The following is a 25849-nucleotide window of genomic DNA, read 5'->3' on the forward strand; positions in this document are numbered from 1 at the left end:
AAGGATCACGATGGCGCACCAAGCCGGTCCGCTGTAAACCTTTCCCACTAACCCTCTGGTTCCGTTGTCGTTTAGTCAGACGCTATCTCGCGATGTTGTCTCTTGAAGAACGACAAAATCCTTTCCGCAGGAGTGGCAAGGAATTCGAAATCTACATGATCTTCTCTCTCGACGACTTCTTCGTCATTTTGCCGGCTACGCCCCGCGGCTGGTATGCCTCGCTCGCCTGCAGCATTTACGCCTTGGGGATCCAAAGCACGTAATAGAGTATTGATGACTACATCTTCGTAAGCCATGGTGATGCCTCTTAACCCTTGCTCCTCAGGCACTATGAAATTACCGAACTGCCTTAAGAGACCGGAACATTAGTGATCAATTCTGGGAGAGTTCAGAATCGTAGTATTCGATTCCATCACGAATTTCACGAATCGGATCAACAGACATATCGATTTCCGCTACACCCCAGCCAGACCACTGCTGTTCTTTCAGAGTCATGGTCCATTTGCGCCAATCAACAATTCCCTTTTCACCCATAACTCGGAACGATTTGATCATCACGTCATGCCGTTCCATCGGTGTTCCGCTCAATTTGTGCGGGGGTAAATGTGCTGCACAGTCTTTCCAATGAAGTATCGGCGCACGTAGAGCATGCTTGCGAACCACGCTCACCGCGTCGCTTCCGTCAAGAGCGATATGCCCCGCATCTATGCACAGCTTCACCAAATTCGGATCCGTAATGCTCATCAGGGTGTCTATATCCTCGACTCGTGATGCCAGTGAATAGGCGTCTGTATGAATCGCGAGATGCACTCCGCTCTCGGAAGCAATTTTCCCTGCGCCTTCCAGCACGTCAGCGATGGATCCCATAAGATCAGGATCGGCAGGCTTCGCGAATGAATCGGCCGATGCTTCGACTCCGGCCGTTTCCGAGAACTCTGCCCTGGGCACGGTGCTAGTAATCAACGTTTGGCATCCCACCTCACGAAGAAATTCGGCATGTTGCGCCGTCTCCTCATGAAGCCGGTTCAGGGCAACGGCCCTGCTCTTGGCGTCTGGGGCGTCCACGACTGCCTTGAGCGCTATCGGCAACACATAGCTCGATGAAAGTACGAGGCCGCGCCGGTCTAGCTCCTTCTTGAAAGCAGTAGCGGTCCCATAAGCACGCAACGCATTAACCCAACCACCGGGTGCTGGCGCTAATTCGATGCCGCTAAGTTGTGCTTCGGCAGCGCCGTCCAGCATTTTGTCAAAGAACCGATGAGGGTCCTCGTCAACTTTTCTTTCCCACTCGCTGTAGGCCTGCTCAGCGGGCATATCCCAATATTCAGGGTTGAAAAAAGTGACAATGTCAGTGCTCCATCTCAAGTCCAGGCTCATGCCGTCACCTCGTCTACCGCTACCCATTGGTGGCTATCAGCAGATTGCATTACAGCTTCAATGACGCGCTGAGTACGTGTCGCTTCCGCGAACCCTGGCGTACCCGGCCGTCCTTCGACGATGGCACGTACGAACTTTTGAAGCTGCAGGGATGCATCATCTGCATAACCCGTTCCCATACCGCCCAATGGGTACCAGTAATCCTGGTGATTTTCGTTCAACGTGATAGTCCGGAAGCCTTGCTTGTCTGGGTCATCACTGACCAAGCTGAGCTTGATTTCGTCAGTGTGGTTCCAGTCAAATTCAACGGTGCCGCCCGTGCATTCAAGTTCAAAAAATAGCCGGTTCTTGCGCCCCGAGGCGTACACCGTCGCCGCGAATGAACCAATTGCGCCGTTTTCGAATTTGGTCATCCACAAAGCCGCGTCATCGAGATGGTCTCCGGCTTTCCTTTCTTCGTCCGAAAGCCACGCAGTGTTACTTTTCGGATTCTTTGCGCCGACAATTGCGTTAACCGATTCAATGTCTCCAACGAGATACGAAGCCAAATCGATGATGTGAGAACCGATATCGCCTGTAACGCCAGATCCACCGGCAGACTTCTTGGCGCGCCACCCGCTCAAGACACGTCCGAGCGCTCCGACATCTTGCGTGTAGTGAGCACGGAATTGCAATGGATGGCCCAGGGTCCCGTCGTCAAGCATGTTCTTGATCAAGGTAATTGCAGCTGCATGGCGATAGTTGAAGCCCACTTGGCTCACCGATGAGCTCTTTTCGGCCGCTGCTTGCATGATCTCTGCGTCCTGAAGCGTATTGCTGATGGGCTTCTCGACGAACACATGCTTACCGGCCTGCAGAGCTGCCACAGCGATTTCTGCATGCGACCCTGGAGGAGTCACAATATCGACAACATCAATGTCGTCCCTGGCGATAACAGCACGCCAGTCATCCGACCATTCTTCCCAATTTAGTCGTTGCGCTGCCGACTTTGCCCGTTCTTCATCGGCTTCAACAAGTACGGCCTTGCGAACGACTGCACCTGCATCGGCTGTGATGGGAGCCAATGCCCATCCAAGGCTGTGGGCATACCCCATGAAGCCGCCACCACCGATAATTGCAACTCTAATCTCGTTCATTGTTTTTCCTTATGCTCGTTATTTCTGTTTTATGCAGATCAGATGGGAATGCACCTGGTAATCCTGCAGAGTCGTTCATCAGTTGGCTGGAATGCCGTGTGCCTGAACGGAAAACTCATGGAGCTCGTCCCAGCTCGGCATGGCCAATGAACATTGCGGTCTCGTCGCGACCAGAGCGCCTGCGGCATTAGCGAGGTCCAGTGTTTCCTGCAACGACATCCCTCTGAGCAGCGCATGGCACAATGCGCCTCCGAATGCGTCACCTGCTCCCAGGCCGTTGATTACATCTACTGGAATCGGCTTGGACTCAACGCGTTGCGTACGGGTTCTTGCCATTACGCCTTCGGGGCCCATCTTGACGATCGCCAATTCCACGCCACGATCCAGCAAGGCCTCTGCTGCCCGGTCCGGGTCAGTTTCCCCTACTGCAACTCGACACTCTTCGAGATTTCCAACTGTCACCGTGACATGGTCCAGCGCCTTGGAAACGGCTTGGTGCGCTTGGTCCTCGTCTTTCCAGAACATCGGACGATAATCCAGGTCCAAGATGGTGTTGGGCTTACGCCCGCGTTTTTCCCAGGCCATGATGTGGGCAGACTGCGTCGGTTCCTTAGACAAGCCCGTGGCGGTTGCCCAGAAAATAGGGCTCTTCGCAATGAGGTCCAAAGGCAGTTCGTCACCATTAATGTACATATCCGGAGCAGTAGGCTCGCGATAGATATACAGAGGGAAATTATCCGGTGGGAAGACTTCGCAAAAAGTCAGCACCGATTTCATTCCGGCTACGGCTGTTATCCCCGTGTTGTCTACACCAAGGCGGGCAATTTCATTTTTGGCATACTCCCCGAACGGGTCGTCACCGACGCGACTGATCAGCCGTACGGAATTTCCGAGCTGTGCTGCAGCTACCGCAACGTTCGTTGCGCTGCCTCCAATCGACTTGCTGAAGCTGGTGATTTCCTCAAGCCCGACTCCGAATTGTTCCGGATACAGGTCGATGCAAACTCGACCTATCACCACGACATCGGCTTTTTGGTCCATCCTGTTGTTCATCGTTCTTCTGTCTTTCGAATTCGCTCTGCTATTGATTGCAAGTTCTTTGGCGCATGAGAGCGCAGGTAATCGCCAGGATCTGCCGCCCTCGTTGCACGGCTCCAAACAGCCCGACCAGCCAGAAACCCGCTTGCTCCACCCGTCACTGCTGCCAAAACCGCTTCAGGAAATTCTTCGGCAGAAACGCCGGAGGAAAGAACAACCCAAGGGCAGTCAAGTTCGCGAGTGATTGATTTGGCTGTTGCTACTGCCAGTGCTCGATCTTGTTCGCCACCATAGAGGACCTCGGTCTTATATAGGTCTGGCTGCACCTTGGACAGGTCCGATGCGGCCATGATGAGCGCTTCCGAGAAGCCTTCGGCCGATTCCAGATGCCCCTCGCGTGGCCTGACAACGCCCTCGAGCACTCCCGGAATTCCAAACTCGCGGCACCGCTCCATGAAGGCATGAGCAAGCTCGACGGCTTCGGTTCTGCGGTTGGGCTGCCAGGGCAGTAGAAACTTCAAAGCCTTCGCGCCAAAAGCTTGAACAGTTTCGAGAGTCACAGAATCATCAAGTTGAGCGATGTCCATGGGACCACCAGGCTGGCTGGAGCTCAAGATATCGGCGGCCAGGATTACCGGGCACTGTGCGTTTCTCGCTGCTGCTAGCCCGTAATCTTGGTCAAGCAATAGGCCGCTTGCCTGGTCCCCGATAGCCAGAGCCAAGTCAGTCTTGAAACTGGACAATTCATCGTCCGCAATTGCAGCACCCTGCCGGCCTTCACTCAGCATGTGACGTAGCGAGCCTCGCTGATCTACTGCGACCATACTGAACATTCCGTACTCATCACGGAACACATCGATTGGGCCACGTGGGACAGGATCGACATTTGTCTCGTAGCTTGTTTCTTCGATATGAGCGCTCATCGGATCACCACCGGATTAACTGGGGCGCCGCTTGCGCCAACAATCTTGAGGGGCGCAGCAGTGTAGAGAAACTTCCACCGCTTGTCTGCTGCACAGGCATCAGCCAACGAATCCAATTGGCACAGTTCAGTGAAGGCGACCCCGAGATTGCGCATCAAGGCGCAATGCAGCGGAAGCTGGAGCCCCCCGGGGTAGAAGCTCAATTCGTTCGCAATGGTGTCAGTAACCAAGTTCGGGATTTCCATTTCCTGGAACCAATCCACTAGTTCGGGACTGTAGATCAATCCTGGTTCGTTCCAATCGTCAAAGAACTCAGAGCTCTGGGTCCGATAGTACGAGCCAATCCAGCCGGTTCTAATCAGCAATATGTCGCGATTGGAAATTTCGATATTTTGAAGCTTGGCGACATCCAAAAGATCTTGCAGAGTGATGGTTTCACCGCGTTGAAGCGCATCTTTGCCGCGGGCACGCGCCACGTCGATCAGAACACCTCGGCCAACGACACCGCGTTCAGCAATTGGCAGTACCGATGCCTTGCTCAATTCGCCCACAGTGCTTTCCGCCGGATAACCATTCCAGACCTTGCCGTCGTACCAGTAGTGAGCTAGCGCGTCGTACTGCGTCGACCCCTGCGTGAACATTTCGATCTTGTCGTCCGCCCAATGATGGCCATCGGACGGTTCTTCTTCTTCACCCCTGATGAAATAACCTTCGTCCATGACTGGGGTGCGTACTGCGGGCTCACGGCCGGGCCACACCGGATCAGGAAGGTCGGGGTCACCGATGGGTACCTGAAGCGTATGAACCTCACCGGACTGGACTGATGCAATTCCTTTCAGAATTTGGGCTGCATCCAAGTAATTGAGGCTGCCGACCTCATCTTGCTCGCCCCACTTGCCCCAATTCTTCGGCGCGTTCGGGCCAAGCAGTTCGTTGATAGTAGTGGCAATGACGTTCTGAGACATGTGTCCACCTTTCAAATTTGAGTGGCCATCAAGGGCCCGCGTCCAATTTTGTAAATCTTCGGATACCGCCTATGGCACCAGGCAATCCGAATTACTTAGTTGGCGGTCTTTGCTTGTTCAAGCAATCGCTGGATATAGAGGGCTCGATTCACGTCAATCTCGTGAGAATTGCCAGACCTTACGACTTCGGCGAATTCTCGGCGAATAACGTGAGGCGTCTCAGGGTCACCGTCTTTGCCCACGAATTCGCATTCGAGTTCGCCGTCTTCGGTATATACCTTGACGCCGGCTACGTCAGTGACGACGGGGCTAGTGAGCGACAAAGCGGCCTGGCTCAAAACCCCGTTCTCATGAGTAGCCGTCAAGATGTACCAGCGCTGTGGATCGCCTTCACCGCGAACTTGGGTAATAGGCCCAACTGCCGCGTCCAAAGTGTCCAGAACGTGCGGCCCAAGATCGAGGAGGCCGCCTTTTTCAATTCGCCAAGGAGTTGCAAAAGTGCCACCTGGAAGTGCTGCCTGATTGATGTAGCTTCCAACAGCGCCAATCGGCTTCTGTTTCCGTGCATCAGCCAAGAATTCACGAATGCGTGGGCTGAACCGGTTAGTGAACATGACCTGCGTAGCTACGTTGGCTTCGTTCAGGGTGCTCGTTAATTTCTCGGCCTGTTCAAGATCCACACCAAGTGGTTTTTCCAACAACATCGGTTTGCCGGCCGGCGCGGCCTTTGCCGCCAGTTCCGCCTGAATGAATGGCGGGACGGCGAAGACAATTGCATCTACGGACTCGACCAAGTCTTCGAAGGAGCCGGAGACCACGCCTCCGAACTCATCAACGATTTCCTGGGCAGCTTCTTGTCGACGAGCCCAGACAGCCGTAAGCTCCGCTTCAGGGCCTCCGGTGATCATTGGCGCATGAAAAATCTTTGCCCACGGGCCGGCGCCAACGAGTCCAATTTTTACTGCAGTCATCTTGTCCTACTTTCTTTTGTTGTTTCTGTTCATTGCGGAGACAGTCGACGTCTTCCGCAATGCAATGAATTCAATGAGCGATTTAGCCCACTTCAAATTTCCGAGCTTGAAAGCTCCGCTAGGATCGGTCACCTTCTGCACGGCCAAGGCAGCCATACAAATTGGGATGCAGACGTTTCATCCGAATCGCAACCAGACAGCCCGCGCTGATGAACAGGATCGGGATCAGCAGGAGCCAAAGCCGTTCTCCTGGCTCTCCGCCGACGAGAAGATCGAATCGAACAAGCGCAAACACTACGACTGCACAAAGAATGAATGCGGCGATCAGAGGCGCAGTTTTCACCCTCCACACTGATTCGCCTGCCGGGCGGCCAGCCATAGCGAAGTATCGGACCACTGCAAAACTCACCAAGGCCATCAGGGACAGAACCCCTGCCGTTCCCAAGCCACTGCCAGTTCCGATAACTAGGTCCTCGTCGTGAATGATGAGCCCACCAAGAATGAGAAGTACGCCAACCAGAACGGAGTTCGTTCCCGACGCTTTGTATGGCGACTTGTGAACCGGGTGTACAGCAGCCAAGAAGCTCGGAAGAGCATGATCTGCACCGAGGTTTTGAAGGTATCGTGCAACCACATTGTGTGTAGATAGCACCGATGCCAGCGCTGAAGTTGCTACCAAAACCAGCGTCACTGTGGCCAAGCTGTTGCTGACGTAAGTTGCCATCGCTGAATCAAACATCGTTGTTGGGTCATCAACCGCATGCGAGACCGCGCTTGATCCATAGGCGGTAATCATTGAGTACGCAGAAATCGCGTAGAACCCGCCGATGAGGAAGACAGCCATATACGTTGCCCGAGGAATCGTCTTTCCTGGATTTCGAACTTCGTCCCGATACAGAGCAGTTGCTTCAAATCCGACGAAATTTCCGAAAGCAAACAACAATGCCATGCCTGTGCCGGCATTCAAGAACTTGGCTGGGTTCAGGGGCTCAACTGACAGCCCGCTTTCACCGCCCTTGCCGAGAACGACGACGTTGAAAATTGCTACCAAGATAATCTCCAGGACCATGACGATGCCCAGTACCTTGGCGGAAAGTTCAATTTGGAAGTGGCCAAGGACGGTGATGACAATCCAACTGGCTGCAGTGCACAAGTACCACGGGATAATTGGTCCGCCTAAGGCTTCCACAGCAGAAGAAACCATTGTCCCGGTAAATGTATAGATGCCAACCGTAATCAGCATGTACGAAACCGTTGCTAGGTAGGCTCCGCCAAGTCCAAGCGTCTTCCCGAGCCCCAGTGAAATGTAGGCGTAGAAAGCTCCTGGGCGTTTGATGTGCTTAGTCATGGTGGTGTAGCCAACCGAAAAGATCGCTAGACCGATAGTTGCCACGACCCAGGCCAGAGGCGCCGTTTCACCAACAAAGCCAATTGCGAAGGCAATATATCCCGAAACGGTCACAATGGGAGCGGAAAAGGCGAGGACGCTCAGAACTAGCGACGTTGCACCTAGATTTCCTGACAATCGAGTAGTTGATGACGGGAGTTGCGTAGGCAACGCCCCTACATCCTTGGATGTTTTAGTCATGGTGGGTTCCTTGGAGAGAGGGAGGGAACGAACCGCACTTGCCGGTCGTGTGATGCGCAGCACCGGTGCGATTGTCACCACGCTACCTAACGATCGTAAGTTAGGGAAGAGGTTGTTTGTTTTTGTTTACAAGACGTTTACGAACTCCGAAAAATTCACCCTAGACATCCTAACGAACGTTAGGTAGCGTTATGGTAATCAAGAATCATGTTCTACATAGATACTAGACGTGTCTATAGTCTCATTAGGAGATATTATGTCCATTTCTACAAATTATTTGTCAGGCATCATGCCGGACAGTGGACAAAATGATGAAAAAATTTCAGCCCACGTTGCGATTGTTGGCTCCGGCCCAACCGGATGTTTCGCCGCACTCGCAATGCTCAAATGTATCCCCGAAGTACGCATTACAGTCTTCGAAGCCAGGCCTGCTCCATACGGACTTTTACGCTACGGAGTGGCTCCTGACCATCAAGGAATGAAAAACGTGACTCGGCAGTTTGAGCGGTTATTCGGATCGAACCAAGTCGAATTCGTAGGCAACGTTCGAATCGGGCAAGATCTCCCTTTTGAAGTCCTCCAGGAAAACTTTGATTTTGTAGTCATAGCGACAGGGCTTCCTTCTGAACGGGCACTTCCTGTGCCGGTCCACCCCGGTGCCAAGATTTGGGGTGCCAGCCAGTTGCTTCGCTACCTCAACGCCGATCCAGACAGTGACCTTCGCACAAAAGAAACTGTGGAGTTAGGCGACTCTGTTCTCATCATCGGCTCAGGAAATGTCGCAATGGATGTAGCGAGATTACTCGCCAAGTCAGATGAGGGTTTTGATGGATCGGATGTCGATGACGCGGCTCGAGAAGCGTTAGCGCCGTCGAAAATCACTCGCATCACGTTGCTCTCCCGAAGCCCCTACGAACAAGTTCGTTGGGACCCGTCGATGTTCAAGGAGCTGTGCTCCATCCCCGGTGTTGAGGTCTATCTGGACGGAAGACGCTCCACGGAAAGGACTGACACATTCTCGGGGCCAACGCGCCATCAACGACTTCGCGTCGAAGTTTTCTTCAACCAGAAACTGCGCGAAATCGACCTCCAAGAAGACAATGCCTATGCCAATCAAATAACTGTCAGAACTCAAAATGGAACATCTGACGCTCACCTGTCCGCAGAGTCTCCCAAAACGTCCTTTCGGGCATCGGCTGTCATTACTGCGATTGGCTTCGAAGAGCGTCGTATCGGTTTTGGCGAAGTTCCTGCCGACAATGTATTTCGCGCCGGCGGGTGCGCTACCGGCCGGCTAGGAAACCTCGCCGAAAACCGAGCGCTTGCAAAACAGACTGCGCAACTGGTCGCCGCAAAGGTGGGAAAACAATCTAAACTCACGGGTTTGGCCGGCGTTGCACCATTCCTGGCTCAAACTCCGGTTTCGTTTTCTGATTGGAAAGCCATTGATGAAGCTGAAGTAACTAGGGCACGGCCCGGTCGCATCAGGCAAAAGTTCACATCATGGTCCGAAATGAGCGACGTAGTCGCACAGACGCGCAGCTAATAACTTCTTGCTTCACCGCACTAATCAACCAACACCTAATCACAAAAGGAAACACCGATGACTCGAGTCAACGTTTGGTATGGAACAGAATCCGGAAACGCAGAAATGGTGGGAGATGAGATCGCCGCAGCGCTTTCCTCCACGGGGTTCACGAGCAATTTAGGCGAACTGCCCGACACCAGTGTTTCAGACGTTTCCAACGCAGAACTCACCATTTTCGTTACTTCCACCTACGGCGAGGGCGGGCTGCCGGCAACGACAGAACCTTTCTACGACGCGCTGTCGGCTGAACGCCCAGATCTAAGCGGACTCAAGTTCGCCGCTTTCGGATTGGGAGATCGCACCTACGAAAACTACAACAACGCGGTAGCAACAGTTTCTACGCTTTTGATCGACCTAGGAGCTGAACAAATCGGGCCAACCGGAAAGCATGACGCAGTGACCGGACTCGATCCCGCGCAGGTTGCCCAAGAATGGCTCACGAACGAGATCCTGCCCATCCTCAATGCCGAAGGTGAATCCGAACAAGTGGAAAAAAGCTCACACTCTTCAGACCTGTTCCCATGGAGCAACGAAGACTTCCAAAAAAATCCTCATCCCTGGTACGACGCAGCTCGCGAACTGGGCCCCGTTCATCAGACTGACGACACGACATTCGTCGTTCTTGGCTACGATGAGGCGATGAAATTCGTCAAGGAACCAAGCATGAGCATCCGTGAGCCAGATTGGATTCAAGAGAATCCATGGAAGGCTTTTGGAAATACCGTTCTCTCTCTTGACCCGCCTAATCACACAAAGGCACGTCGATTGTTTTCTCGCTGGTTCACCCCGAAGCTGATCAAGCAGTGGGTCGAAGCGACGAAGACTTCCATGGAGGAAATCCTCGCTGGGTACAAGCCAGGACAGGTAATCGACGGCCACTTCGATTTGGGCGTTGTTCCGACTCATACAACCATGGCGCAGGTACTGGGATTCCCAGACGGCGAAGTAGAGCCGCTGTTCTGGGCACTGTGGAATGCAATGTTGATTCAGGCAACTGATCCTGCCCCTGGAACGCGCGAAAAGTCCATCGAAAGCCTAGACTACATGTTTAACACAACCGCGAAGCTGCTCAAGGAAAAGGAAGAGAGTCCAGGCAACGGTTTGGCAGATGAGCTGCTAGCGGCAAGCAAACGGGGTGAAATCACCGAACGAGAAGTTCTGGAAAATATGGTACTTTTCTACATGTCAGGCGCCCCGAATCCAGCATATCTAGTAGGCGCCGGACTTGAGATCTTCGCCGAGCATCCAGAAGTCCTTCGAGAGTACCGGGATAATCCAGGAGCCCGCGAACAGATTGTCAACGAGATCGCTCGGCTAAATCCCGTCGAACTCCTGCTTACCCGATTCCCGACCCAAGACATCGAAATTGCGGGCATCTCCATTCCGGCTGGTTCAATGGTCAAATTCCCTATCGGGGCCGTGAATCGCGATCCGAAAATTTTTGACAGCCCACACAAGTTTGATTTCACGCGGCCGATCGATGCGAGCCGAAACCTTACCTTCGGTTTGGGTACCCATAGTTGTGCAGGTCAGTTGATTGCCCGTGCTGAAATTGACATCATCTTCACAATGATTGCGGAGCGATTTACCGAAGTCACGATTGCTCAGGAGCCAATTCGCGTCATCACGGATCGATTAGTCGCATACGACAAGTTGCCTGTCACTCTGTCGTAGTAACCCGTTTTGCTTGGTGGAGAGCTCCGCAAAGCTCTCCACCAAGCGATCGCCTTGATCGCACCAACGCAAACTAGTCAGCTTTTGCCTCAATGAAGGTCTAATGATCAGCTCCAACTGGACTCGACTTTTACGTAGGAAAGATCATTGCGTCGAAAACTCGCAATCTCGAATTGAACAGTACATTCGAACGGGAGACAACAGTTTTTACAGTGGAGCAGAGCAAGCTGCGAGCAAGTTAGATTTGCAGGATAAACAGATAAGATGATGGTTATGACCGCTAATGGAGCAACGACAAAAAAGAAAAAGACAACGTCAGAGCCTATGGCGACAACTTTTCGCCAGCTTGCGTTGGATGAATTCGCGCGTCAGTTCGATACCGCTCATATAGACGACATGTCTCCTGCTAAGCGTCGTGTCGTCGAAGCATTCCTAAGGCTGTGCGTAGTACACGGGATGCAGTCCGTTAGCATGCGTACGTTGGCAAAAGAACTTGATATCAAGGCACCTACAATTTATTCGCATTTCCCAGGTGGTCGCGACGAAATCATCGCGGAATCCCTGCGCTGGCACTTCCATCATTTTTGCAGCGCCCTTGTTGATGCAGTTCGCCCCGCGAAGGACGCTTCGTCCTTTCTCGACTCGATGATCCGGCTCCACTTCGTACGCCAGGTTCAATTGCCCGAAAGCAATTTGTGGGATTTGATTGTTGGTATCGACCGATCAGTGCAAATCCTTCCTGTGGATCTCAGCGTGCAAGTGGCGCATTGGGTCGATCTATACGAATCGCTGTACATTGCGGTTGCTCGTGACCTCGGACTCGAAGATGTCTCGATCAAGGTGAAAATGGTCAACACACTGCTGGAGGGTTCAACCAGATGGTTCGAACCTACAAAGACAGCCAAGGGCCTGTCTCGAGGCGCTGATCAAGCCGTGGCCATCGCCCGTCAAATTCTCGGATTGGCCGCTTCCTAACCGGCCCGATCACCACCAGAATCAACACTTAGTTTCTTTGTCCAATTCTCAACACAAATCCTTATATCCATCTCTGCCTACCGACCGTTAGTTAGCAGAAGATGCTTTCGCAACCCTAGACATCGAGAGATAAATGATCACAGTTAAAAGAGCATTCGACCATATCGGCATGTCTGTCCCCGATCTTGAGGAAGCAGTCGACTTTTTTGTCGATGCCCTAGGATTCGAAGTGGTTATCAAGGCAGGTCCGTTTGATGATTTTGGATATGTCTGGCCTGGTGAGCTGGAACCCGAGCCAGGAACACTGCGACAAGCGAACCTGGTACTGGGTAATTCATTCAATATCGAGCTACTTGAGTACACGAATCGAACTGCCACCCTTCCTGATGCAGCGCCTCGACCTGCGGATCCAGGAGGCTGGCACCTATGCCTGCATGTCGACGACATTGATAAGGCAAGCGACGAATTAGCAAGTCGTCTAGACACCACTCAAATTTCGGACATCATCCAGGAAGAACAGGATATGGAAGGACTAAGGTGGGCCTATTTCAGAACCACATGGGGGTTAGTACTCGAACTCATTCAGTGGTCTCCTGGAATGCCTTACGAATCAACGACGCAGGCACGAATGGCATTGCCCCGCTGGGCCTAATTCCCAAGAAACTGAAAACTGCTGATGTTTTCCGCTGAAGGCATCCGGTAGTTTCCAAGTTCACTGAACCACTCCCCTACAAGTTCTCAAGCGTTATGCCACACCCGGCTTCCACAATCTTCAAAGGTTAAAATTGCAATGCACATTTCGAATTCCCCGGCACGAGGCGAACTGACTCGACGTCGGCGCGCCGTGTTCGCGGCATTTGTCGCTTTCGGTCTGGTTCTGGGGTCGTGGGCAGTTCACCTGCCAATTTTGAAATTCAATCTACACGCAAGTACATCCGAATTAGGGATCATCCTGCTCATACTGGGCGGTGGCGCATTTTTCGGAATGCAGGCCAGCGGATATGCCGCCAACAAATTCGGGAGCGGGAAAGTCGCAGCCATCGGCTCATTGGCGCTCTCGATAACCATCGTTCCTCCACTTTTCTGCTCGACCTGGGCATCTGCAGCGATAGCTTCACTGGCATTGGGCATTAGCGTGGGGATCATTGAAGTAGGAGCTAATGCCGCCGCCGTAGAAGTTGAACGCGAGTACCAACGGCCCATCATGTCGTCTTTCCACGGCATGTTTTCCGTAGGCAGTGTGCTGGGCTCAGTGATCGGAGCCGGCGCATTTGCTCTAAACATCAGTTATCGGTTCACGCTGCCTACCATTGCCCTAATGGTGCTCATTTTGCTTGTTGTCTCAGCAAAAACGCTGATGACAATTCAGACAGACCCGACTCCACCAATTGTGACCGGCTCAACCGCTACCTCAAGCAAGGTTCACCGAAGCAAACGCCATACGATGCAGCTCATCGCTTACGGATGCTTGGCGTTCCTGCTCTTGCTGACCGAAGGATCTGCCATGGATTGGAGCAGCCTTCACGCCCAGGAGCACTTGGACGCGACATCCAGCGGTGCTGCACTAGCCTTGGCGTGCTTTGTGAGCGCAATGACAATTGGACGATTCACAATCGACCGTCTCGCGGAACGAATCGGTCCCGCGCGAATTCTCCGTTATGGCGCTGCCCTGTCGATCGCCGGGCTCATAGCCGTCATTTGCTCTCCAGTCCTTCCGCTTGCGTGCATTGGCTGGGCTGCTACGGGGCTAGGCCTCTCTGGCTGTGTCCCGCAGGTATTTACCGCAACAGGAAACCTTCATGGTTCAAATGCCAAAGAATTAGCCCGCGTCGTCGGCGCTGGATATATTGCGGTGCTCGCCGGTCCCGCGATCATCGGTTGGCTCGCCGACCAGCTTGGAATCAACAACGCCTTCATCCTGCCAATCATTGGCATGGTTATCTGCCTAGCATCCGCCAACGTATTGGAACCGAAGAAAGAGCCAGTAGCGACCCACTAAGCAAGTACGCACAGGCCTGCTTCGGGGAAACGCCCCCTGAATCTACCGCGCGCTCCACCCGCCGTCCATGGTGTAGGAGGCACCGGTAACCATGCCGGCCTTATCGGAGCTGAGCCAAGCAGCCAGGGAAGCGACTTCATCAGGCTCGACGAGCCTCTTGATTGCGGACTCGGTGAGCATGATTTTCTGTACCACTTCCGACTCCGGAATCTGATGCAGCTTGGCCTGGTCTGCGATCTGCTTTTCCACCAGGGCCGTACGGACGTAGCCCGGGTTGATGCAGTTGCTGGTGATCCCATGCTCCGCGCCTTCCAGCGCAGTGACCTTGGACAACCCTTCCAGACCGTGCTTGGCCGAAACATAGGCGCTCTTGAAAGCGCTGGCGCGCAGGCCATGAATCGATGAGATGTTGATGATCCGCCCGAAGCCGCGCTCGCGCATTCCGGGAAGGGTTGCGCGGATCAACAGGAAGGGCGCTTCCAGCATCAGCCGGTGGATCAGCCGCCAGGCTTCGGGTTCGAATTCGTGGATCGCGGCCACTTTCTGGATGCCGGCGTTGTTGATCAAGATGTCGGTATCAATGCTGAGCTGCTCCAGTGCCGCGGTATCCGAAAGATCCACTGCCCACGCTGTTCCGCCGATCTTGCTCGCCGCTTTTTGGGCTGCTTCCTCGTTCAGGTCAGCGATTGTCACCTTGGCACCGGCTTGGGCCAAGGCCTGGGCGCAGGCGAAACCGATTCCCGAGGCTCCCCCGGTGACCAATGCGCGCCGGCCGTGCAATCCGCCCGTGGTGCTCGTTGGCAGTTCTGATTCTTGAGTCATGGCCGGTGATATCCCTTCATGCGCACCATTGCGGCAGGCACCCGAACCTCGGGTGTTTACTGCAAAGTTATGGCCAGTTCCCGACACGGGTCAACGATTCACGCTGTGCAGATTCCGCAGGTCAATGTGCGTTCATGCACAAGGAAGGATCCGAGGCAGCACACAGCGGTCAACCTCCGGAGGATATGCTGAAACAAGATCACCTGCCCCTGCCTCACAAGTCAGGGCCGTACATCATTCAAAGGAATCGGCAGCCAATGACGACTTTACCGACCAACGATCCAGCACCTGCGGTTCCAATTCGGCGCGCAGCCAGTGTCCTGATGCTGCGCGAAGGCGCTGAAGGCTTTGAGGTTTTTGTCCAGCATCGCGTAGCCACCATGGATTTTGCCGCTGGCATGGTGGTTTATCCCGGGGGCAGGGTTGATCCCAAGGACAGCGAAACGGCCGGCAGCGGCCAGCTGGATCCGATGATCATCAGGACTCACGCCGAACGCTGGGCGCGTACCTCCGTTTGGGATCAGGGCGAAGCCAACGCCCAGCAGAAGGCCGGTGAAATCCTGGCCGCCGCCCTGCGCGAGGTGTTCGAGGAAACCGGATTGGTCCTCGACCCCGGCCAGCTCTTCCCGTGGGCCAATTGGGTGACTCCCGCGGGCTTCCCTCGCCGGTTCGATACCTACTTTTTTGTCGCGGCGCTGGCTGCGGATCAGGAACCTGCACACCAGACCACCGAAGCCGTGCGCTCCGACTGGGCTAAGCCGCAGGAGCTTTTTGCGGCGCTTGAACGCGGTGAGCTGAAGATGATGCGCCCAACCCAGCGGACCCTGCTTGATGCCATGGAGCTGGGAACAGTGCAGGCCATTATCGCCAATGATGCGGTGATCACCGCGGTGCATCCAGACCCCCGCGATTCGTATTCCGCGCACCCGGTGCGCGCCAGCGAAATCGGCACACCAGGTTCCTGATTCCTGCTCAGTTATCGAGCAGGCTGCGCCCGACAATCAGGGACATGATCTCGTTGGTTCCTTCCAGGATCTGGTGCACTCGCAGATCACGGAAGATCTTCTCCATGCCGTAGTCCGCAAGGTACCCATAGCCTCCGTGCAATTGGATGGCGCTATTGGCCACGTTGAATCCGGCATCGGCGGCAACCTTCTTGGCCATGGCGCACAGTCGTACCATATCGGGGCTTTTGGCATCCAATGCGCTGGCCGCGCGGCGCAGCAGTGATCTCGCCGCTTCGAGTTTCATGTCCATGTCGGCGAGCTTGAAGACCAGCGCTTCCTGCTTGGCCAGCGGGCCGCCGAAGGCTTGGCGTTCTTTGAGGTACGCGGCCGATTTTTCCAGTGCCAGCTGGCCGCCGCCCAGCGAGCAGGCGGCAATGTTCAGGCGCCCGCCGTTCAGGGCTTTCATGGCCATGGAGAATCCTTGGCCTTCCTCGCCCAGCAGGTTTTCGGCGGGAATGCGCACGCCTTCCATGATGACCTGGCGTGTGGGCTGCGCCTTCCAGCCCATCTTCTTCTCATTGGCGCCAAAGCTCAGTCCCGGCAGATCCGCTGGAACCAGGAAGGCGCTGATGCCACGAGCGCCGGTATCCGCGGTGCGGGCCATGACGATGTAGAGTCCGGAACTTCCGGCACCAGAGATGAATTGCTTGACACCGCTGAGCACGTATTCGTCTCCGTCTTTGCGGGCGCGGGTGCTCAGGGCCGCGGCATCGGAGCCGATACCCGGTTCTGTCAGGCAGTACGAGCCGAGCTGTTCCATGCTGATCAGGTCCGGCAGCCATTTTGCGCGTTGTTCGTCGTTGCCGAAGCTATCGACCATCCAGACCACCATGTTGTGGATGGAAATGTAGGCGGCAAGGGTCGGGTCTGCCTTGGCCAGTTCCTCGAAGACCAGCACCGCGTCGCTGCGGGTGAGCGCCGAGCCGCCGTGCTCCTCCGAGGCATAAATGCCACCCATGCCCAGTTGTCCTGCCTGGGCGAGGACATCAATGGGGAAATGCTGCTCTTCATCCCATTTTTGGGCCATCGGTGCGATCTTGGTTTCCGCGAAATCATGGACCATGCCGATCAGCGATTTCTGGTCGTCGCTTATTTCAAACACCACCGGCTCCTTTGCCCGTTATTGCTCTATGTGAGCACAGTCTATGTGACTTGGGCGACAACTCAAGGGCGAGGTCAGCTACGGATCAGATCATCGCGGGCATCGAACTCGTCTCGCGCTTGGAGCACCTTGGATGCGTGGCTCTCGGACCACTTGCGCAGTATTTCCATCGGACCCAAGAGGCTGTGGCCGATGTCGGTGAGCTCGTAGTCCACACGGACCGGGACCTGCGCAAAAACCGTACGCTTGACCAGTCCGTCGCGTTCTAAGGTGCGCAGGGTGCTGGTCAGTACCTTTGGGGTGACGCTACCGATCCGCGAACGTAATACAGAGAAACGTTGTGGTCCTTCAGCAAGCGCGAGCAGCACCAGAGGTGTCCATTTATCCCCTAGTCGTTGCATAATTTCACGTGAAGGACAGTTTTGCACGAAGACGTTAAATGACTCATGGCTATCCATTAGGAAACCTAGTTTCGTTGTAGTAGTCAGTATTCAAAGGATACCATCGTGTCATAACGCATTCCACTACCAAGGAGATTCACTATGAAGATTGCAGTTTACGGAGCCACTGGCATGGTCGGCACTGAAGTTGTTGCAGAAGCCATTTCCCGCGGACACGAAGTCACCTCGGTAACTCGTTCAGGCAACGAAGTTGCCGGCACCACCGCCGTCGCAGCTGAACTCAACGACATCGCAACCTACCGCGATCTAGGCAAGAACAATGACGTTATCGTCATTTCCGTGCCACCATCGCGCACGGGCGGGGACCACCAGGAATACCTGGATGCCTTCGAGGAAATCACCGAAACCCTCATCCCAGCTCGCCTGATCGTTGTTGGCGGCGCAGGCGCAACCGAAGTTAACGGTGTTCGCTTGGTCGAAAGCCCAGACTTCCCAGAAGCTTACAAGGCTGAAGCACTGACCGCAGCAGCTGTTTATGACATGTTCACCTCGGTCTCTGGAATCACCTGGACCGTTGTTGCACCAGCTCCAGTGATTGCACCAGGTCGCCGCACCGGTAGCTACGCGCAGGGCACCGATTCACCTGCTGGCGATTTTGTTTCCAGCCAGGACTTCGCCGTCGCAATTCTCGACGAAATCGAAACTCCAGCTCACGAGAACCGTCGCCTGACCGTAGCCAGCGAAAAGTAAAAACTGGCGTTGCCCAACCTGCGTTGAAGTTCGTCAGATCGGCGCCATAGTGCGCCGATCTGACGAATTCTCTGCACAGGGCTAAAGTTGGAATGGTCATTCCACTAGCTCACCGAGGTAAGTCACTTCTCATGCAACGCAACTCGCGCTCTTCGCGCATTCTGGCCGGGGCTTTTGCCCTGCCTCTGATCGGCGCACTTCTGGCCAGCTGCTCATCTGCGGGCAGCACCGGCTCATCAACACAAGATGCAAAACCGGTCACCGGCGGCACCATGGTTTACGCTTCGGGCGATGCCGAGCCAAGCTGCCTCGATCCGCATGTGGGCGGCAATTACCCACAAGCCCTGGTAGCAAGCCAATTCCTTGAATCCTTGTTCACCAAAGATTCTGAAGGCAAGATCATCCCTTGGCTGGCCGAAAAGACCGAAGTCTCCGAAGACGGATTGACCCGCACGATTACCTTGCATGACGGTATCAAGTTCACCGACGGCACCAAGCTCACCGCCGAGGCAATCAAAAAGAACATTGAACACCTCAAGGACCCAAACACCGCTTCCTCCACCGGCTACCTCGCGGTGGGCAAGGTTGTTCGGGTTGAGGTTAAAGATGAGCTGACCGCGACGCTGAAACTCTCCTCCCCAGATAACGCTCTGCTTGAATCGCTCTCTATGCCTTGGACCGCCATCGAGTCCCCCAAAGCACTAGAGCGAGATCAGGCCACCAATTGCACTTCGCCAGTTGGCACCGGTCCCTTCAAGGTGGCTTCGTGGGAACACCAGAAGGCCGTCAATTTGGTCCGCAACGATGACTACGTCTTGCCGGTCCCTAATGATCAGCGGGCTAATTCCACGTCTTACCTCGACGGCATTACCTGGCGCTTCATCCCGGAAGCGGCCACCCGTTATGCGGCCCTGCAGTCCGGCGAAGTTGATGTCATTGATAACGCCCAGCCAGATACCATCGCGTCTGCAGCAGATGCTGGCCTAGGCCACCTGGATGCACCGCGTCCGGGTTCGGCAAACCGCATTGAGCTCAACAGCTCCAAGGCACCATTTAATGACCAAAAAGTGCGTGAAGCCTTTATCCGCGCAGTGGACGCCAACACCGGTGTTGGCGCATTATTCTTCGGCACAGCGAAGCGTAGCTACTCGTTGCTCTCCTCGGTAGAACCACTGGGTTACTCCGATGAAGCGCTCTTTGGCACCGATACTGCCAAGGCCAATACCCTGCTTGATGAGGCCGGCTGGAGCGAACGTGATGCTCAGGGTTACCGCACCAAGAATGGCAAGCGCCTTTCCGTGCGTTTCCCGGTATCCACCAACCAGTCTGTACCTGCCGAGCAGTCCCTGTTTGAGCAGTTCCAAGCACAGGCCAAGGCCGTGGGCTTTGAAGTGAAGATCGACTTGCTTGACCTGTCCAGCTGGTACGGCGCACTGGCCAAGCATGAGTACAACCTAGTCTCGGCTCCTTACACCAAGGTTGGCCCATCGGTACTGCGCGTGCTGTACCACTCCGATTCCACCGTTCCAGCACCGTCGGGTTACTTCGCCAACAATGCACAGGTGAAAAACGACAAACTAGACAAGTTGCTGGTGCAGGCCGAGGAGACCGAGGACGAAGCGCAGCGCGCATCGCTCTACGAGCAGGCACAGAAGATTGTGCTTGAGGGCTACTACGTTTTGCCGCTCTATGACCAGCAGAACCACTTCCTCTACGGCAAGAACGTGCACGGTGTCGGCGCCACCACTGCGGTGTCCTCCCCGATCTACTTCGACACCTTCTTGGATCAGTAACATCTAATGAACACGCTTGCTTGGGTCGGTCGCAAGGTCGGCGGGGCGTTGGTGGTGTTATGGCTGGTGGCTTCGGCCATCTTCATCGCCATCCGGTTGATCCCCGGCGATCCGGCCGAAGCAATTATGGGTGGACCAGGCTCTCAAGCCTCAGCTCAAGCTTTGGCCGCGGCCCGAGCCGAGTATGCACTGGACCAACCGGTCATCACCCAGTACTTGCTGTACCTAGGCAAGCTCGCCACCTTTGATTTTGGCACCTCCTATTCGCTGAAACAGCCGGTGACCCAGGTAATGGGCGAGGTACTGCCCAACACCTTATGGCTATCGTTGATGGCGCTGGCCGCCGCCTGGCTTTTGGCGCTCTGTTTTTCTGCACTGGCCATGCGTGCAGGCCGCATCGGATCCCAGGTGGGTAACCTGCTAGAGATCATTGCTGCTGCGGTTCCACACTTCTGGCTTGGTGCCGTGCTGATCATGCTCTTCTCCTCAGCGCTGGGTTGGCTTCCAGCGGTGGATAACGGCACCGGCCACGGGTTGGTACTTCCGATTCTCACCCTGGCTCTGCCTTTGGCTGGATTCCTCACCCAGCTAATGCGAGATTCACTCAGCGAAGCGATGGGTAGCCAGTTTGCGCTGGCCGCCCGAGCTCGCGGTGAAAGCCGACTGAAACTCTTCTGGCGCCATGGCCTGCGCCATGCCGCCCTGCCCGCACTGAGCCTGACCGGTTGGGCATTTTCTTCATTACTCTCCGGCGCGGTAGTGGTTGAGGCGATTTTTGCCCGCCCGGGACTGGGACGTTCTTTACTCTCAGCGGTGCTGGCCCGGGATATTCCCATGGTTACCGGTATCGCTTTGTTCTCTGCGTTGGTTTACATCGTGGTTATGGCCATCTCCGAAGGCATTGAACGAATGATCAATCCAGCAGGTGAGTCACGATGAGCCGCACCGCAAAAATCTGTTGCCTACTGGTTATCGGCCTATGGCTACTGATGGCGTTGGCACCATCTGTTTTGGCTCCCGGTGACCCACTGGCCATCAACCCAACGCAAGCGTTTGCAAAGCCAGGGCTGGCCCACTTTTTCGGTACCGACGAATCGGGCCGCGATATCTATACTCGCGTCATCCACGGGGCCGGCGATTCGCTAGCCATTGGTTTGGCCGCGACGGCATTGGGCATGGGACTAGCCATCGTGCTGGGCACCATTGCTGCGCTGTCTCCGCGCTGGCTTGATGAGATCATCTTGCGCATCCTTGAGGCCCTCTACGCTATTCCATCTCTGTTGATGGCCCTGCTGATCATTGCTTTCACCGGGCCCGGCGTCGGACCGGCCATTGTTGCCGTGGGCCTGTCAACGGCCCCTGGTTATGCCCGACTGGTACGCAGCCAAATCCGTAGTCTGAAGAATTCAGAGATGCTTGAAGCTGCCACGGTCCTAGGACGTGGCACGTGGCGCAAGTCGCGCAACCACTTAATCCCGAACGCACTGAAACCACTGTTGGCGCTGGTCACCTTGGGCATCGGTCAAGCAGTGATTTGGGCGGCAGCGCTATCCTTCCTCGGCTTGGGCACGCCCCCTCCAGCACCTGAGTGGGGCGCCATGTTGTCGGCAGGACGCACCTACCTTCACCTCGCGTGGTGGATGAGTCTGTTCCCTGGCTTGGCCATCGTTGCCGTGGCAGTTTCTGCAACCCTGATTGGCCGCGCTTTGGGCGGAAAGGTGAAGTCACTATGAGCGAGCAAACTCTGATCACCGTCAAAGATCTGTCCGTAAGTTTTGACGGAACACCGGCAGTAAAAAACATTTCCTTTACCGTTCAGGCGGGAAAGGTCCTTGCCTTGGTGGGCGAATCAGGGTCTGGAAAATCGGTGACCGCACGAAGTCTTCTCGGACTTTCCGGTGGCACCGTCACCGCAAGTACCTTGGACATCTGTGGGCACGATGCTCGTTCGCTTTCGGACCGAGCCTGGCAGAAAATCCGCGGAAATACTCTCTCCCTGATCTTGCAAGATGCCTTAATGGCGTTGGATCCTTTACGCCCGGTGGGACGCGAGATCAATGACGGGCTCAAAGAACACACTGCGTTGAAATCCGCAGAACGCAAACAGCGAGTTCTCGAAGTGCTCAAATCCGTACGCATGCCAGAACCTGACGTGCGAGCCAAGCAGCGCTCCACCGAACTCTCGGGCGGTATGCGTCAGCGTGCGTTGATTGCGCAGGCTTTGGTTGGCAACCCGCAGGTGGTCATTGCCGATGAGGCCACCACCGCGTTGGACTCGCAACTTACCGCTCTAGTCCTCTCGCAGCTTCGCGCGCTGAAACAACAGGGCCGTGGCATCCTCATGATCAGCCACGACTTGGCCCAGGTAGCCCACCTCGCCGATGACATTGCAGTGATGCGCCACGGTGAGATTGTTGAGTCCGGACCTACACAGCAAATCCTGGAACACCCGCAACATGACTACACCCGCAAGCTCTTACGGGCCGTGCCTTCCTCGGTCCCTCGCTTCACCGCGCTCTCGGATCTTGGAGCCGAGGAAACAACAAGTCCGGCACGAAAGATTCAGGACTCCGAACAACACTCCCCGGCATTGTCGGTAAAAGACTTATCCAAGAGCTTCGGCAAGCACCTAGCCGTCAGCTCGGTCAGCTTTGAGCTACCGCGAGGTAAAACGCTGGGCATTGTGGGCGAATCAGGCTCGGGAAAAACCACGACCGCGCGTATGGTTTTGGGTCTGGAAAAGCCCGATAGCGGCACCGTCGAATTGCTCGGCGAGCGCTTCTCCCCCAGCACTGCCTCACAGCGACAGAACCTGCGAGAGCAGATGGGTGCGATCTATCAGAACCCGCTGGGCTCATTTGATCCGCGCTACACCGTAGGACAGTTGCTCACCGATGCGTTGAGCCGCGGAAAATCCAAGCGCGCCAGCGAATACCGAAAGCCCATAACTCAGCTTTTGGAACAGGTAGAACTTTCCGCAGACCTCTTGGCCCGCAACCCACGCGAGCTCTCCGGGGGTCAGCGCCAGCGCTTAGCTATCGCCCGTGCGCTGGCACCGAAACCCTCGGTGTTAGTTCTTGATGAACCGGTATCGGCGTTGGATGTGTCCATTCAGGCCACCGTGCTGGATCTGCTGGATCGGATCCAGTTGGAGACCGGAACCAGCTACCTGTTCATCAGCCATGATCTGTCGGTCATTGAACACATGAGCGACACCGTGGCCGTGATGCACCAAGGAAAGCTCATCGAGCACGGTGATACCGCGTCGATCTTCGGCTCCCCGCAGCGCGAGTACACCCAGAAGTTGCTCTCGGCGATGCCACGCTTACGTTAGATCGTGTCGGTCAGCTCGTCTTTGACTTGCTTGCGAAGGATCTTGCCAAGCAATGAGCGGGGCAATTCCTCGACCGCCACTACACGCTTGGGTACCTTGTAGGCAGCTAGTAGTTCACGGCAATGGGTCCGCAGGCCGTCTTCGTTCAGTTCAACACCTGGTTCCAGCTGGACCGCCGCTACAACCATCTCGCCACCGCGAGCCAAAGGCTTGCCGAAGACCGCCGCGTCAACCACATCGGCGTGCTGGCGCAGGGCTACTTCAACTTCTGTGGGGGAAACATTAAACCCACCGGTAATGATCAGTTCCTTGGCACGGTCAACCACCTGGGTGAAACCATCTTCATCCACGGTGACCACATCACCTGAGTGTAGCCAGCCATCGGCAGTTTTGGTTTTGGCAGTCTCTTCAGGATTGTTCCAATAGCCTTGGAAGACCTGCGGTCCCTTGATCATCAGCTCGCCAGCTTCACCTTGAGCTACTTCCTTGGAGGGATCTTCCACGTCAACAACCTTCATCAGGGTTGATGGGAATGGAACACCAATGGTTCCGGTACGACGGGTTGGGTGGAAAGGATTGCCCAGTGCTACCGGGGAGGACTCGGTCATACCGTATCCCTCAACCAATAGGCCGCCGGACATCGATTCCCACAGTTCCACTACGTGGTCTGGAAGATTCATCGCGCCAGAGATGCAGTACTTGGCACTCTTGAGCGACATGCCACGTTCCTTAGCAGCCAACGCGGTGCGCTCATAAATTGGTGGAACTGCGCAGTAGACCGTGGCTGGAGATTTCTTCCAGGCATCAAGAATCATTTCGGCATCAAACTTCGGGAAGAGCACCAGCAGGCCCTGTTTTTTCACCCCGAAGGTTAGATAAAGGGTCATGCCAAAGGCATGGAACATTGGCAGGATCGCGTAGAGAATTTCTTCGCGTTCCTTGGCCCCTAGCATCCACGCTTCACCCTGCAAGGCGTTGGAATAAAGGTTGAAGTGGGTGAGCATTGCGCCCTTGGGATGGCCGGTCGTTCCAGAGGTGTACTGGATGACAGCCAGGTCATCTACCCCAGGGTGTGGATGACTCGCATCCAGACGTCCGCCGCTGAGCAGCTCTTTCCAGCTGGTGGTTCCCGAAGTGCGCACCGTCAGCGAAGCCTTGGTTTCACGCAGTTTTTTGACCGGAAGGTTTAGTGCCAAACGCTTCATCGGTGGGAACGCGTCAAGTAGGTTGACCGACACAATGGCGTCGATCTGCACGTCCTGAGGGAACTTTTGCACCGTTGAAACAACTTTGTCCCAGACAATGACCACACGTGCTTGGTGGTCCTCAAACTGGTGGCGAAGTTCGCGGGAGGTATACAGCGGATTGTGTTCCACTACAACTGCGCCAAGACGCAATACCGCGTAGAAGGCGATGACGTGCTGTGGGCAGTTGGGAAGGATCAGCGCCACGCGATCCCCGGCACGCACTCCCAGTTTGCGCAAGCCTTCGGCAGCCTGTTCAACCTGTTCGCCTAGTTGCGTGTAGCTGGTGCGGCGACCGAAAAATTCAGTGGCTGGACTCGCTCCGGCTTCTGCCACCGACTGCTCAAACATACGGCTCAGTGGTTCAGTAGGCAGATCGATCTCGGCAGGGACACCGGGCTGATAATTAGCTACCCAAGCGGGCGCAGCGCTTTTCTCCATAGCCTCTATCATGCCCTACGCGGCGGTAACCTTGCGATTTTTATGCAGGTTTTTATGCGTTCTCGGCCCACTGCCACCGTGCCGGTGGGCGACCGGTGCCCACGGCCACGGCCGGTAGTTTGGCTACCGACTTGTTGGTGGCCAGTGCGCGGCCAACATTGTTCATCACTGGTTCGGGTCGGCCGGCGGCTACTGCCAGCTCTTTCATGCGTGCCACCACATCTGCGGTGGTGAATTGCTCACCCAGCAGAGCCCTAGTCACTTCCTGATTGATCCACAGCGAGTCCAATAACATTGCTGCGGTGCGGGTGATGATGATGTTGTGGTCAAACGGAAGGACTGGCAGGTTCAGCAGGGGTTCCGCTGCAACGTTCTCATCCGCGGGCATGTGGCTCAGGATCACTAGGTGCGCCATGGACAACGTGGGCCCACGCTCATCACGCTCAAAGTCGTCAAAGACAGCAACCAGCTGGGGAGTGACTTTTTCAGTGACTCCGGCCTTGTCGGCCAGTGCCCGTGCCACGGCTTCATTGAGTCGTTCGTGCGCGTTGAGCAAAACACCTGGCAGTGCGTACTGCCCGATAAATGGGTCCCACTGGCGACGTGCGGTGATCACGTGCAGTGAATCGTCCACGACGATAAAGGGTACGGCGTCAATGGAGACCAGGGGCTGTTGCGGCATAACTCCCATCTTATTCGCCTGCTCCTGTCCTGTGCTCAA

General features: G+C 55.3%; 24 protein-coding genes. 11 read left to right on the forward strand and 13 right to left on the reverse strand.

Annotated elements, in window-relative coordinates; translation table 11 throughout:
* Positions 1-71 precede the first annotated feature (71 nt).
* From EYR88_RS08465 to EYR88_RS08500, 8 genes are all read right to left on the reverse strand, one after another.
* Positions 72-296, reverse strand: a complete 225-nt coding sequence (locus EYR88_RS08465) for a hypothetical protein (RefSeq protein ID WP_131089201.1) — start codon at positions 294-296, stop codon at positions 72-74.
* 76 nt (positions 297-372) lie between these two features.
* A complete protein-coding gene (locus EYR88_RS08470; RefSeq protein ID WP_165477301.1) occupies positions 373-1377 on the reverse strand; it encodes a sugar phosphate isomerase/epimerase in 1005 nt (334 codons plus the stop codon).
* Complete coding sequence (locus EYR88_RS08475) at positions 1374-2513, reverse strand: Gfo/Idh/MocA family oxidoreductase (RefSeq protein ID WP_131089203.1); 1140 nt, start codon at positions 2511-2513, stop codon at positions 1374-1376. The genes EYR88_RS08470 and EYR88_RS08475 overlap by 4 nt, the downstream gene beginning before the upstream one ends.
* Positions 2514-2591: 78 nt before the next feature.
* A complete protein-coding gene (iolC, locus tag EYR88_RS08480; protein WP_242632494.1) occupies positions 2592-3566 on the reverse strand; it encodes a 5-dehydro-2-deoxygluconokinase in 975 nt (324 codons plus the stop codon).
* Positions 3563-4474, reverse strand: a complete 912-nt coding sequence (locus EYR88_RS08485) for a hypothetical protein (protein ID WP_131089204.1) — start codon at positions 4472-4474, stop codon at positions 3563-3565. Before EYR88_RS08485 ends, iolC begins: the two co-directional genes overlap by 4 nt.
* Entirely contained in the window at positions 4471-5439 is a 969-nt protein-coding gene (locus tag EYR88_RS08490) for a cyclase family protein (RefSeq protein WP_131089205.1), read from the reverse strand. Before EYR88_RS08490 ends, EYR88_RS08485 begins: the two co-directional genes overlap by 4 nt.
* A 95-nt stretch (positions 5440-5534) precedes the next feature.
* Positions 5535-6410, reverse strand: a complete 876-nt coding sequence (locus EYR88_RS08495; protein WP_131089206.1) for a Gfo/Idh/MocA family oxidoreductase — start codon at positions 6408-6410, stop codon at positions 5535-5537.
* Positions 6411-6528: 118 nt separating this feature from the next.
* Positions 6529-7998, reverse strand: coding sequence for an APC family permease (locus EYR88_RS08500; protein WP_131089207.1), 1470 nt, complete (start codon positions 7996-7998; stop codon positions 6529-6531).
* A 256-nt stretch (positions 7999-8254) separates the two neighbouring features.
* Between EYR88_RS08500 and EYR88_RS08505 the strand changes: the two genes are divergently transcribed.
* The 5 genes from EYR88_RS08505 (at position 8255) to EYR88_RS08525 (ending at position 14234) form a co-directional block, all read left to right on the forward strand.
* On the forward strand, positions 8255-9544 hold the full coding sequence (locus EYR88_RS08505) for an FAD-dependent oxidoreductase (RefSeq protein ID WP_131089208.1): 1290 nt from the start codon (positions 8255-8257) through the stop codon (positions 9542-9544).
* A gap of 57 nt (positions 9545-9601) precedes the next feature.
* Complete coding sequence (locus EYR88_RS08510; protein ID WP_131089209.1) at positions 9602-11260, forward strand: cytochrome P450; 1659 nt, start codon at positions 9602-9604, stop codon at positions 11258-11260.
* Positions 11261-11533: 273 nt separating this feature from the next.
* Positions 11534-12235: a TetR/AcrR family transcriptional regulator gene (locus tag EYR88_RS08515; RefSeq protein ID WP_207306478.1), complete on the forward strand. Its 702-nt coding sequence runs from the start codon at positions 11534-11536 to the stop codon at positions 12233-12235.
* A gap of 133 nt (positions 12236-12368) precedes the next feature.
* A complete protein-coding gene (locus EYR88_RS08520) occupies positions 12369-12887 on the forward strand; it encodes a VOC family protein (RefSeq protein WP_131089211.1) in 519 nt (172 codons plus the stop codon).
* A gap of 138 nt (positions 12888-13025) precedes the next feature.
* Entirely contained in the window at positions 13026-14234 is a 1209-nt protein-coding gene (locus EYR88_RS08525; protein ID WP_131089212.1) for an MFS transporter, read from the forward strand.
* Positions 14235-14276: 42 nt separating this feature from the next.
* Here the strand turns inward: EYR88_RS08525 and EYR88_RS08530 are convergent, their stop codons facing one another.
* On the reverse strand, positions 14277-15056 hold the full coding sequence (locus tag EYR88_RS08530; RefSeq protein ID WP_131089213.1) for a 3-hydroxybutyrate dehydrogenase: 780 nt from the start codon (positions 15054-15056) through the stop codon (positions 14277-14279).
* 257 nt (positions 15057-15313) lie between these two features.
* Here EYR88_RS08530 and EYR88_RS08535 point away from each other — a divergent pair, with 257 nt between their 5' ends.
* The gene (locus tag EYR88_RS08535) at positions 15314-16021 is read left to right on the forward strand and encodes an NUDIX domain-containing protein (protein ID WP_131089214.1); all 708 of its coding nucleotides are present in this window, start codon (positions 15314-15316) and stop codon (positions 16019-16021) included.
* 7 nt (positions 16022-16028) lie between these two features.
* Here EYR88_RS08535 and EYR88_RS08540 read toward each other — a convergent pair whose 3' ends face one another.
* A complete protein-coding gene (locus EYR88_RS08540) occupies positions 16029-17165 on the reverse strand; it encodes an acyl-CoA dehydrogenase family protein (protein ID WP_131089215.1) in 1137 nt (378 codons plus the stop codon).
* Positions 17166-17239: 74 nt separating this feature from the next.
* Entirely contained in the window at positions 17240-17623 is a 384-nt protein-coding gene (locus tag EYR88_RS08545; RefSeq protein ID WP_131089216.1) for a helix-turn-helix domain-containing protein, read from the reverse strand.
* 84 nt (positions 17624-17707) lie between these two features.
* Here EYR88_RS08545 and EYR88_RS08550 point away from each other — a divergent pair, with 84 nt between their 5' ends.
* From EYR88_RS08550 to EYR88_RS08570, 5 genes are all read left to right on the forward strand, one after another.
* Positions 17708-18316 carry an NAD(P)H-binding protein gene (locus tag EYR88_RS08550; protein ID WP_131089217.1) on the forward strand — a complete coding sequence of 203 codons (609 nt, stop codon included), beginning with the start codon at positions 17708-17710 and terminating at the stop codon, positions 18314-18316.
* 131 nt (positions 18317-18447) lie between these two features.
* Entirely contained in the window at positions 18448-20109 is a 1662-nt protein-coding gene (locus EYR88_RS08555) for an ABC transporter substrate-binding protein (RefSeq protein WP_131089218.1), read from the forward strand.
* 6 nt (positions 20110-20115) lie between these two features.
* Positions 20116-21048 (forward strand): ABC transporter permease, encoded by a 933-nt coding sequence (locus EYR88_RS08560; protein WP_131089219.1) that lies wholly within the window; start codon positions 20116-20118, stop codon positions 21046-21048.
* The gene (locus EYR88_RS08565) at positions 21045-21842 is read left to right on the forward strand and encodes an ABC transporter permease (RefSeq protein ID WP_131089220.1); all 798 of its coding nucleotides are present in this window, start codon (positions 21045-21047) and stop codon (positions 21840-21842) included. Before EYR88_RS08560 ends, EYR88_RS08565 begins: the two co-directional genes overlap by 4 nt.
* Positions 21839-23443 (forward strand): ABC transporter ATP-binding protein, encoded by a 1605-nt coding sequence (locus tag EYR88_RS08570; RefSeq protein ID WP_131089221.1) that lies wholly within the window; start codon positions 21839-21841, stop codon positions 23441-23443. Before EYR88_RS08565 ends, EYR88_RS08570 begins: the two co-directional genes overlap by 4 nt.
* On the opposite strand, the gene EYR88_RS08575 is transcribed toward EYR88_RS08570, so the two are convergent.
* Positions 23440-25128, reverse strand: a complete 1689-nt coding sequence (locus tag EYR88_RS08575; RefSeq protein WP_131089222.1) for a long-chain-fatty-acid--CoA ligase — start codon at positions 25126-25128, stop codon at positions 23440-23442. The two genes, EYR88_RS08570 and EYR88_RS08575, sit on opposite strands and share 4 nt — an antisense overlap.
* A 52-nt stretch (positions 25129-25180) precedes the next feature.
* Positions 25181-25810, reverse strand: coding sequence for an NUDIX hydrolase (locus EYR88_RS08580; protein WP_131089223.1), 630 nt, complete (start codon positions 25808-25810; stop codon positions 25181-25183).
* Between the last annotated feature and the right edge of the window lie 39 nt (positions 25811-25849).

Origin of the sequence: Arthrobacter sp. S41 (assembly GCF_004320535.1) — a bacterium.
GTDB lineage: Bacteria > Actinomycetota > Actinomycetes > Actinomycetales > Micrococcaceae > Glutamicibacter.

Coding starts and splice junctions, on each gene's coding strand:
- EYR88_RS08465 (WP_131089201.1), bottom strand. CDS start 296: ATGGCTTACGAAGATGTAGTCATCAATACTCTATTACGTGCTTTGGAT.
- EYR88_RS08470 (WP_165477301.1), bottom strand. CDS start 1,377: ATGAGCCTGGACTTGAGATGGAGCACTGACATTGTCACTTTTTTCAAC.
- EYR88_RS08475 (WP_131089203.1), bottom strand. CDS start 2,513: ATGAACGAGATTAGAGTTGCAATTATCGGTGGTGGCGGCTTCATGGGG.
- iolC (WP_242632494.1), bottom strand. CDS start 3,566: ATGAACAACAGGATGGACCAAAAAGCCGATGTCGTGGTGATAGGTCGA.
- EYR88_RS08485 (WP_131089204.1), bottom strand. CDS start 4,474: ATGAGCGCTCATATCGAAGAAACAAGCTACGAGACAAATGTCGATCCT.
- EYR88_RS08490 (WP_131089205.1), bottom strand. CDS start 5,439: ATGTCTCAGAACGTCATTGCCACTACTATCAACGAACTGCTTGGCCCG.
- EYR88_RS08495 (WP_131089206.1), bottom strand. CDS start 6,410: ATGACTGCAGTAAAAATTGGACTCGTTGGCGCCGGCCCGTGGGCAAAG.
- EYR88_RS08500 (WP_131089207.1), bottom strand. CDS start 7,998: ATGACTAAAACATCCAAGGATGTAGGGGCGTTGCCTACGCAACTCCCG.
- EYR88_RS08505 (WP_131089208.1), top strand. CDS start 8,255: ATGTCCATTTCTACAAATTATTTGTCAGGCATCATGCCGGACAGTGGA.
- EYR88_RS08510 (WP_131089209.1), top strand. CDS start 9,602: ATGACTCGAGTCAACGTTTGGTATGGAACAGAATCCGGAAACGCAGAA.
- EYR88_RS08515 (WP_207306478.1), top strand. CDS start 11,534: ATGACCGCTAATGGAGCAACGACAAAAAAGAAAAAGACAACGTCAGAG.
- EYR88_RS08520 (WP_131089211.1), top strand. CDS start 12,369: ATGATCACAGTTAAAAGAGCATTCGACCATATCGGCATGTCTGTCCCC.
- EYR88_RS08525 (WP_131089212.1), top strand. CDS start 13,026: ATGCACATTTCGAATTCCCCGGCACGAGGCGAACTGACTCGACGTCGG.
- EYR88_RS08530 (WP_131089213.1), bottom strand. CDS start 15,056: ATGACTCAAGAATCAGAACTGCCAACGAGCACCACGGGCGGATTGCAC.
- EYR88_RS08535 (WP_131089214.1), top strand. CDS start 15,314: ATGACGACTTTACCGACCAACGATCCAGCACCTGCGGTTCCAATTCGG.
- EYR88_RS08545 (WP_131089216.1), bottom strand. CDS start 17,623: ATGGATAGCCATGAGTCATTTAACGTCTTCGTGCAAAACTGTCCTTCA.
- EYR88_RS08550 (WP_131089217.1), top strand. CDS start 17,708: ATGAAGATTGCAGTTTACGGAGCCACTGGCATGGTCGGCACTGAAGTT.
- EYR88_RS08555 (WP_131089218.1), top strand. CDS start 18,448: ATGCAACGCAACTCGCGCTCTTCGCGCATTCTGGCCGGGGCTTTTGCC.
- EYR88_RS08560 (WP_131089219.1), top strand. CDS start 20,116: ATGAACACGCTTGCTTGGGTCGGTCGCAAGGTCGGCGGGGCGTTGGTG.
- EYR88_RS08565 (WP_131089220.1), top strand. CDS start 21,045: ATGAGCCGCACCGCAAAAATCTGTTGCCTACTGGTTATCGGCCTATGG.
- EYR88_RS08570 (WP_131089221.1), top strand. CDS start 21,839: ATGAGCGAGCAAACTCTGATCACCGTCAAAGATCTGTCCGTAAGTTTT.
- EYR88_RS08575 (WP_131089222.1), bottom strand. CDS start 25,128: ATGGAGAAAAGCGCTGCGCCCGCTTGGGTAGCTAATTATCAGCCCGGT.
- EYR88_RS08580 (WP_131089223.1), bottom strand. CDS start 25,810: ATGCCGCAACAGCCCCTGGTCTCCATTGACGCCGTACCCTTTATCGTC.